An 8,004-nucleotide genomic window follows, 5' to 3' on the forward strand; every position below is an offset into this window, starting at 1 on the left:
AAAGAACAAGGATAGTAGAGGATCTAAGATCGCAATTGAGCGTTGAAGCAACTACAAAGAAGTTTCATTGGGTGAATGGAACGCATGAGGATAAAAAACCGAGTATGAGTTATGATAGTGAAAGACATAAAGTACATTGTTTCTCTTGTAATGCCGATTACGATATTTTTGATTTATACACAATTAGGAATAATTTAACTCCTAACTCCAAAGAAGTATTTAACGGGATTTACAGTTGGCTAGGTATTCCGATAGATAAATCAAATAGCGACCATTCTTTCTTACAGGTAAAAAATACCATTAATAGTTCAACTGATAAAGTCAGGAATAAGGGAACTGATTACAGGCAATTCTTTAATGAAGCCCAAAAAAACATAACTAACCCAGATTGTATGAAGTATTTAAATAAGCGGGGAATTAGCACAGAAACAGCTAAAAAATATGGAATTGGTTATATGAGTGATTGGCAGAGTCCTAAAGCGTTGAGAGATAACAAAAACCCTCCTAAAACGCCAAGAATAATTATCCCGACAAGTGATTACAGTTATGCTGCTCGTGATGTAAGAGACGAAATCGATGACGGACAAAAACAATGTTCTAAAATGAAAGAAGGAGGTGTCAATACGTTCAATTTACAAGTTTTAGAAAAAGACTCGCCTTGCTTTGTAACCGAAGGAGAGTTTGACGCTCTTAGCTTCCTTGAACTAGGTTATAACGCATTATCTCTTGGTAGCGCTTCCAATACGATAAGTTTTTTAAAAAAGATTAAAGAGTTATCTAACCCTTGCTCACTGATTATAGTGCTTGATGCAGATAAGTCAGGGAAAAAAGCAAGAGAACAATTAGTAATAGGTTTACAGGGACTTAATATAAGTTTTATAGCTCCAGAGATTAAAGGAACTGAAGTAGAAGACGTTTATAGATCAGAATTTTACGGGGACTATAAAGACGCTAACGATTTTCTAGTTAAAGACAAGGTCGGTTTTGAAAATGAAATAAAGAAGGCTTTATCTAACTTAGAAGATTGGATCAGTACTGAAATTCAAGCAAAGTTAGAAGAAACAGAAATAGAAAAGTCCGACTATTTCAATGAATCTGTCAGTAACAAAATATCTGATTTTAGAAGTTACATTAACGCAAGTAAAGAAGATAAAACCTTTGCTACTGGTTTTGATAAGTTAGATGAAATTTTTGAAGGTGGTTTACATGATGGACTTTATATTCTTGGAGCAATAAGTTCCTTAGGGAAGACAACGTTTGCGATTCAGATAGCAGATTATCTGTCTTCTAAAGGTCAGGATGTTTTGTATATTTCGCTTGAAATGTCTCGATATGAGATAATGGCTAAGAGTATTAGTCGTCATACCTATCTATATTGTCAAAAAAATTATTCTAACCAAATGTATAATGCAAAATCGCAAAGACAAATATTAGAAGGAAAGAAATATGAACATTATAGCCCTTTAGAGCACGAAATAATTTATTGTGCGGGAGAAAGTTATAAGCAGGAATCAAGTAGGCTATGGATATATGAAGTCAATAAAGACATAACGGTAGACGAAATCAATCAGAAGATTGATTTACATAAAAAACATACCGATGTTAATCCAGTAATAATTATTGATTATCTACAAATTATTACTCCGACCAATCATAAATTAACCGAGAAACAAAGTGTAGATCAAATAGTAAAACGGCTAAAGCAGATCAGCAGAGATTTGAAAGTTCCTATATTGGGTATAAGCAGCCTTAACCGAGAAAACTACAAAACTCCAATCTCAATGCAAGCTTTTAAAGAAAGTGGAGGAATAGAATATTCAGCGGATGTATTACTAGGTCTTCAGTTAAAGGGAATGGACAATAATTTTGATGTAGAAAAAGCAAAAAACAATTTTCCAAGAGAAATAGAATTAAAGATATTAAAAAATAGACGGGGAAGGACTGGAGGAAAAATAGATTTTTATTACTACCCTCAGTACAATTACTTTACTACATCTAAGACAAATTGAATTCGATGTCTATAGAAGAATGATTGGTTTTGTCTAGCTTACGGCGTAACGACCATGATCTTGCGTAGTGCAGCATTAGAGAATCTGTTTGTAATACCACGTACACTAGAATACATAATGGTTTGCTGTATATTTACAACGTTACTAATTCATATTAAGCACACTGTAATATAATGGTGGAGGAAGTAGCTAAAAGCCTTATTTTATGCTATAATCAGGGTATTAACAGTATATAGAACAGATATGAAATTCACTAAGGGTAAATCTGGTAATCCTAAAGGAAGACCCAAAACTACTGATACGAGCATTAGAGAGCTGGTGTCTAGAGACAGCATTAAGGAAGGCATACAAACTACTTTGGAAAGCTATGCAAGCTAATGAGCCGTGGGCTATAGAGATATTTTTCCGTGAGTTAGTTTCAAAGAGTGAATCATTACCTATCGAGATTGATAGTAATGAGCTTGGTGCATTCAGAAAACTAGGAAATTTGAGTTAGTATCATGTTGTTACGTGAACGTCAAAAAGAATTTGTCCAAAAGAATATAGCTGCTTTGATGACCCACGGCAATACACTAGGCGTTGCACCGACTGGAGCAGGTAAAACTATCTGTTTGTCTGCGGTTATTGGAGAACTCATCAAGCATACGCCTAATTTAAAAGTTTGTGTTCTGGCTCATAGAGACGAATTGACTTATCAAAATGAGAGTAAGTTCAAGTTAGTTAACCCGACTATCTCAACAAGTATTCTGGATAGCCGTACCAAGTCATGGGATGGGCAAGTAACTTTTGCTATGGTGCAAACTTTGTCTAGAGAGAATAACTTGAAGACCATGCCAAAGCTTGATCTATTAGTTATTGACGAGGCTCACCATATCACGGCTGAGAGTTATATTAGTATTTTAAATCAAGCAACTAGTATGAACTCCCGAGTTAAAATATTTGGAGTTACAGCAACACCAGCAAGAGGAGACAAAAGCAGCTTAGGGAAGGTTTTTAATAACTGCGGTGATCAAATTAAACTGGGCGAGCTTATCCTTAGCGGTCACTTGGTCAGACCTAAGACTTGGATAATAGACACTGGGAATACACAAGAGAAATTACAAGCATTGAAGGTAAAAGCTACTGGTGATTACAGCGATCAAGAAATGGCTTCTATTTTGGATACTGAGCCGCTTAATAGCGAAGTGGTTAGGCATTGGCGAGAAAAAGCTGGAGATAGAAAGACCGTGGTGTTTTGTTCTAACTCCATTCATGCTAGAAATGTTGTGAGTGCTTATAAGTCAGCTGGAGTAAAGACTGGTTTAGTTACGTGCGATACCTCGTTTTTAGAGAGAGAATCTGTCCTAGAAGCCCTTAAATGCGACAAAATACAAGTCATTGTCAACGTTGCGGTGTTAACAGAAGGCTGGGACTTTCCACCGATCTCATGCGTTGTATTACTGCGCTCGTCTTCTTACAAACCAACAATGATCCAGATGATAGGGAGGGGCTTGAGAACAATTGATCCAAGTATCTACCCAAACACTGTTAAGCACGATTGCGTAGTACTAGACTTCGGTATTTCCAGTATTTTGCACGGATCATTAGAGCAATCAATTGACTTAAATAACAAGAATGAAGGATTTAGACTTTGCCCTTCATGTAAGAAACAAATTGCTAAGGGAATAACAGAATGTCCTTTATGCGGGGCTGATTTAAACTTGGAATATGTAAAAAGTGAGCATCTTAAAGCCAAAAGAATAATAGAAAACTTTGCCATGGCAGAGATTGATTTGCTCAAGAGATCTAATTTTTCTTGGACTGATTTAAGGAAGAAAAACAAAGCAATGATAGCAGCAGGCTTCAATAGCTGGTGTTGTGTTTTTGAAAAAGATAACGCTTGGCTTGCCGTTGGAGGTTCAAAAAGAGACGAGGACACGTCTAACATTCCAACAAAAATAGTTTACAAAGGCGGTAAGTTAGAAGCCATTGCAGCAGCAAACGACTTTTTGTATTGCTTTGAAGATGAGGATACGGCAAGAAAAACGGCTAGTTGGAGAAACCTATTACCTTCAGAGGCGCAAAAGCATTATCTGCCAGCTAATTTCAAGAAAGATCCGTCAATGAATAGAGGAGATGCAGCGGCGATTATAGCTTATTCGCTTAGAGCAGAGCCTAAATTAAAACAAATAGGAGTTATATGATACCTCAAAAAATAACAGAAGAAGAGAAAACCACTGGGCTTAGTTTAACTCTAAAAAAAGAAAAGGAGCAGGGTGAACTAGCTGATGCGGTAGGAAAAAACATAGGAAAAATGAGCGGAGGCGATAGTAAAGAATTTGGTTGGTTAATATATCACCAACTCTCAAAATCTTGCTATGCTAGTAATACCGATGCTGAGTTTTTTGAAACTTTAAAAAACATTTCTATTGAAATGAAAGGTATTGCGCCTAAGGATCAGATCGAAGGGATGCTTGCTGCTCAAATGATAGCTACTCATCATGCGGCAATGGATTGCTATAGGATTGCTGCTAAATCACAAATGATCGATATGAAGAATCTTGTATTTAATTCAGCTAATAAGCTTACTAGAACATACACAATACAGATGGAAGCTTTAAATCGCTATCGTGGTAAGGGACAGCAAAAGATGACTGTAGAGCATGTTCATATTAATTCAGGTGGACAAGCTATTATTGGCAACGTGACAAAGAATAATACCTCGATAGAGGGGGTTAAACAAAAAGGGGGTACTTTAGAAAATGAGCAATAACCCCTTACAAGATAAAGAAAAAGTAAAATGTTCTGCCAAGACCCGTAGAGGTACTTTCTGCCAAACATCGCCAGTTACTGGTAAGAAACGTTGTAGGATGCACGGCGGGGCTAAAGGAGCAGGTGCGCCAAAAGGTAGTAAGAACGCTTTTAAGCACGGACGTTATAGCAGAGAGTTCATAGAAAACAGGAGAGCTGCAACAAGTCGCAGAAGAGAATGGATGGCGTTTTTTAGAGAAATGGGAAGTGAAATACGAAAAACATATTAGTAAGAGCGGGAACGATTTTAAAGCTCTTGTAGTGTTGCATTAGGTAAAAAGCTAAAACCCTACGTAAGTTATCAAAATATAACATTCAAAAGTTCTTAAAATAAGAAATAAACCTATTTGAAGTGCATATACCTTGTTCTCTCTTTTAGGTTAGTACTCTAGTCTTTCGTTGATACTAAAGAGCTTACCTGTACTTACATTAGGTTTAGAGCTGTTTATAATACATGAGTTAAGAATGTTGCATTAATACCTCGATAACTGCTGAAAAAGTAGCCTGAATGCCTTTTATACGCTACAATGTAGAAATGTTAAAGTCGGTAAATTAGAAGAGAATTATCGTGAAATCAGAATTACAAAAAAAAGACTCTAAATCAAATTCAGTTAATATTAATTTAGAGTTTCAGGCTATAACCAACGCCTTTTGTATAGAGGAAGCTAATCAAGAGAAAGAGAAAGAAAAAGTAGAATTTTCCGTAGCACTTCTAAATCAAGTAGTAAGGGCTGGGTATGATAATGATGACCCACAAAAAATGTCCGATAATACTCTGGTAGCTATCAGCGATATTAAGCCCAAAGATACTATAGAAGCTATGCTTGCAGCTCAAATGCTAGCTATACACAATGCCGCAATGAAAAACCTAACAAGAGCTAATGGATTGCTAAGTAGTAGATCATATAAGGAAATAGAACTCGGTGCTAAGGCTTTTAATGTGGCTAACAAATTGGCTCGTACCTACGCTACACAAGTGGAAGCCTTGCAACGCTATAGGGGCAAAGGTCAGCAAAAAATGGTTATAGAACATGTCAATGTTAACTCAGGCGGGCAGGCTATAATTGGTAATGTTGAAACTAATAAAAAGCTTAACTAGGGGGGCGGGGGCAAGAAAAAAATACAATGCAAAATAACCCTATGCAACAAGAACTAAAAATCACCTGTTTTGCAAAAACTCGCAGTGGCCATCCCTGTAAAACATCTACCGTAAAAGGTAAGAAACGCTGTAGAATGCACGGAGGAGCTAAGGGTAGTGGTGCGCCTAAAGGTAGTAAGAACGCTTTGAAACACGGCTATTACACCAAGGAGAACATCGCAAAACGCTCAGAAGTCCATAAGCTGATTAAAGAGTGGAAGACATTATCACAAGAATTAGAAGGAGACTATTAAGTAAATGCAGAATAATAACACCGCAGTAATATTGGATGACTTGCAAATAGCACAAGTTGAGGCCTTAGCAAATTATCTCTCTATAGAACAAGTAGCTGGTTATTTTAATCTCTCAGCCATTGACTTCCTAGACTTACAAAAAAGGGATGAACGAGTTCTGCGAGCATATAGAAAAGGTAAGATTAGAGGCGTATACAAAGCAGCTATGCTTCTCTGGGAACAAATGGAAGCTGGCAACGTTACAGCTCTTATATTCTTTCTCAAAACACGTGGTGATTGGAGAGAAAAGCCTATTGCAGAAACAGAGGATAATGCGCATAAATTCAAAAACATTAAATTGATATGCAAGGAGTTCGAGACGGAAAAAGCTAAAGAAAGAATGCAAGCTACTCAATTTAAAGAGGTAGATGCTACGGCTAGCGCACTGGTGCGCTCCCCAGATAATAGCAATACTACTGCTGAAACTCAAGAATGTTCAAAGGGTAAAACTTTGGAAGTCATAGCTAAGAAAGCGGGAGTAAGCACTAGAACAGCCGAACAATATGACGCTATCCAACGCAAAGGCACTGAGGAGCAAAAAGCTGAAGTAGCCTCGGGGAATTCTAGCATTAAGAAAGTTTATACCAATATTCGCAAGGCAGAGCGTTTAGAGACTAACAAAGTAACAGCGTGGCCAAAAGTTTTTATACCAATCCCACTTGGAGTGATGGTAACGAAAGAAGCGGCAGAAGTTATGGCGAGGCTATAAAGTGGTTGTTGCAAATACTTATATCCTTGGTGAAGCAAGGTTTACTGGTTTTTTTTAAGAGAAACAAAACACCCCCAACCAAACTTAATCAATAGAGGTTTCCATACACTATAAAAAGAGGGCGTTAACTAGGTATTGGAGAGTTTTTAGGAGTACTTTAAAAAGAGACTTTCTTAGTTTTCACCTGCATATTTGCAGGTGAATGCAGGTGAAATGTTAAAGTGCAATGTAAGTATTTTTGATGGGTTTAGATAATAACCGCAGTCCAGAAACACTATAGTAATTATGTTGTCTATGAGTTACCGTAATCTATTCGTGATGAATTAATTTCCAGCCACTATAAAAAGAGGTTTCCGGAGCTTATGGGAGGGGGTGAAATCAGAAGTTTTTACCACTTCTTCCTGAGTCGTGTACTCCCGTCTCAAAATACACCCAAGTTGCAATAAGAAGAAATTACAACAAACAGGCATTTTCTTCTTCCTTATTGAGAAAAAGCATCTCTCTGGGCAATAGTTTGATGCAATAAGTAAAAGCTGATTTTAAAACAATATAGCGATATTTAGTACCCCCTCTTGAACTATCAAAACACAGTGTTTAAAAGCTCTTGAAACAAGAAATTACCCTATAGAAATGCGCTATCAGAATTAAAAAATTTAGAAACTCTACTACATACCCGATAAATTTAACTGCGTCTATTTATCTACATTTGTAAAATTCTATCAATTAATTGTTGAGCATTATTCTTGCCTCTAACAAATATTTCTGATTATTTGGAATGGTATAAAATTTTTGAGGTTTTTATGAAAAAACAATGTGAAACAATAGATATAAATAATAAAAGTGGTAGTGGTAGTGGTGGAAACTATTTTTCTAATAAAACTCAAGGAGGTGGTTATAGTACAAGCGGAACTTCTGGCGGTAGTTATTCTGTAGGTAGCTACAACAGTACTTTTCTTTCAAGTTATAGTGGTTATGGTAATTCTCAAGGACTAGGTAAATTATATGAACCAGAAGAAGTATTGGGTATGTCTGGTCATACAAAGAAAAATCCTTATGGGGATAGCG

Annotated in this window: 10 protein-coding genes; all 10 read left to right on the forward strand. The window is 36.6% G+C overall.

The genetic code is table 11. The features are described from left to right. The coding region (locus tag Megvenef_RS05885) for a DnaB-like helicase C-terminal domain-containing protein (protein WP_322777050.1) at window positions 1-2,009 on the forward strand (2,009 nt) is incomplete at its 5' end. 243 nt (window positions 2,010-2,252) lie between these two features. Continuing rightward, window positions 2,253-2,387, forward strand: coding sequence for a DUF5681 domain-containing protein (locus Megvenef_RS05890; protein ID WP_322777051.1), 135 nt, complete (start codon window positions 2,253-2,255; stop codon window positions 2,385-2,387). Beyond that, a complete protein-coding gene (locus Megvenef_RS05895) occupies window positions 2,377-2,505 on the forward strand; it encodes a hypothetical protein (protein WP_322777052.1) in 129 nt (42 codons plus the stop codon). The genes Megvenef_RS05890 and Megvenef_RS05895 overlap by 11 nt, the downstream gene beginning before the upstream one ends. A gap of 4 nt (window positions 2,506-2,509) precedes the next feature. Continuing rightward, entirely contained in the window at window positions 2,510-4,192 is a 1,683-nt protein-coding gene (locus tag Megvenef_RS05900) for a DEAD/DEAH box helicase (protein ID WP_322777053.1), read from the forward strand. Then, window positions 4,189-4,761 (forward strand): hypothetical protein, encoded by a 573-nt coding sequence (locus tag Megvenef_RS05905; protein ID WP_322777054.1) that lies wholly within the window; start codon window positions 4,189-4,191, stop codon window positions 4,759-4,761. Before Megvenef_RS05900 ends, Megvenef_RS05905 begins: the two co-directional genes overlap by 4 nt. Beyond that, a complete protein-coding gene (locus Megvenef_RS05910) occupies window positions 4,751-5,029 on the forward strand; it encodes an HGGxSTG domain-containing protein (RefSeq protein WP_322777055.1) in 279 nt (92 codons plus the stop codon). The genes Megvenef_RS05905 and Megvenef_RS05910 overlap by 11 nt, the downstream gene beginning before the upstream one ends. Window positions 5,030-5,367: 338 nt before the next feature. Then, the gene (locus Megvenef_RS05915) at window positions 5,368-5,898 is read left to right on the forward strand and encodes a hypothetical protein (protein ID WP_322777056.1); all 531 of its coding nucleotides are present in this window, start codon (window positions 5,368-5,370) and stop codon (window positions 5,896-5,898) included. 26 nt (window positions 5,899-5,924) lie between these two features. Next, entirely contained in the window at window positions 5,925-6,191 is a 267-nt protein-coding gene (locus Megvenef_RS05920; RefSeq protein WP_322777057.1) for an HGGxSTG domain-containing protein, read from the forward strand. A gap of 4 nt (window positions 6,192-6,195) precedes the next feature. Continuing rightward, window positions 6,196-6,939: a hypothetical protein gene (locus Megvenef_RS05925; RefSeq protein ID WP_322777058.1), complete on the forward strand. Its 744-nt coding sequence runs from the start codon at window positions 6,196-6,198 to the stop codon at window positions 6,937-6,939. An 800-nt stretch (window positions 6,940-7,739) separates the two neighbouring features. Next, window positions 7,740-8,004: hypothetical protein (locus Megvenef_RS05930; RefSeq protein WP_322777059.1), on the forward strand; the 265-nt coding region annotated here is incomplete at its 3' end.

This window comes from Candidatus Megaera venefica (genome assembly GCF_034554655.1).
Taxonomy (GTDB): Bacteria; Pseudomonadota; Alphaproteobacteria; order Rickettsiales; family Rickettsiaceae; genus Megaera_A; species Megaera_A venefica.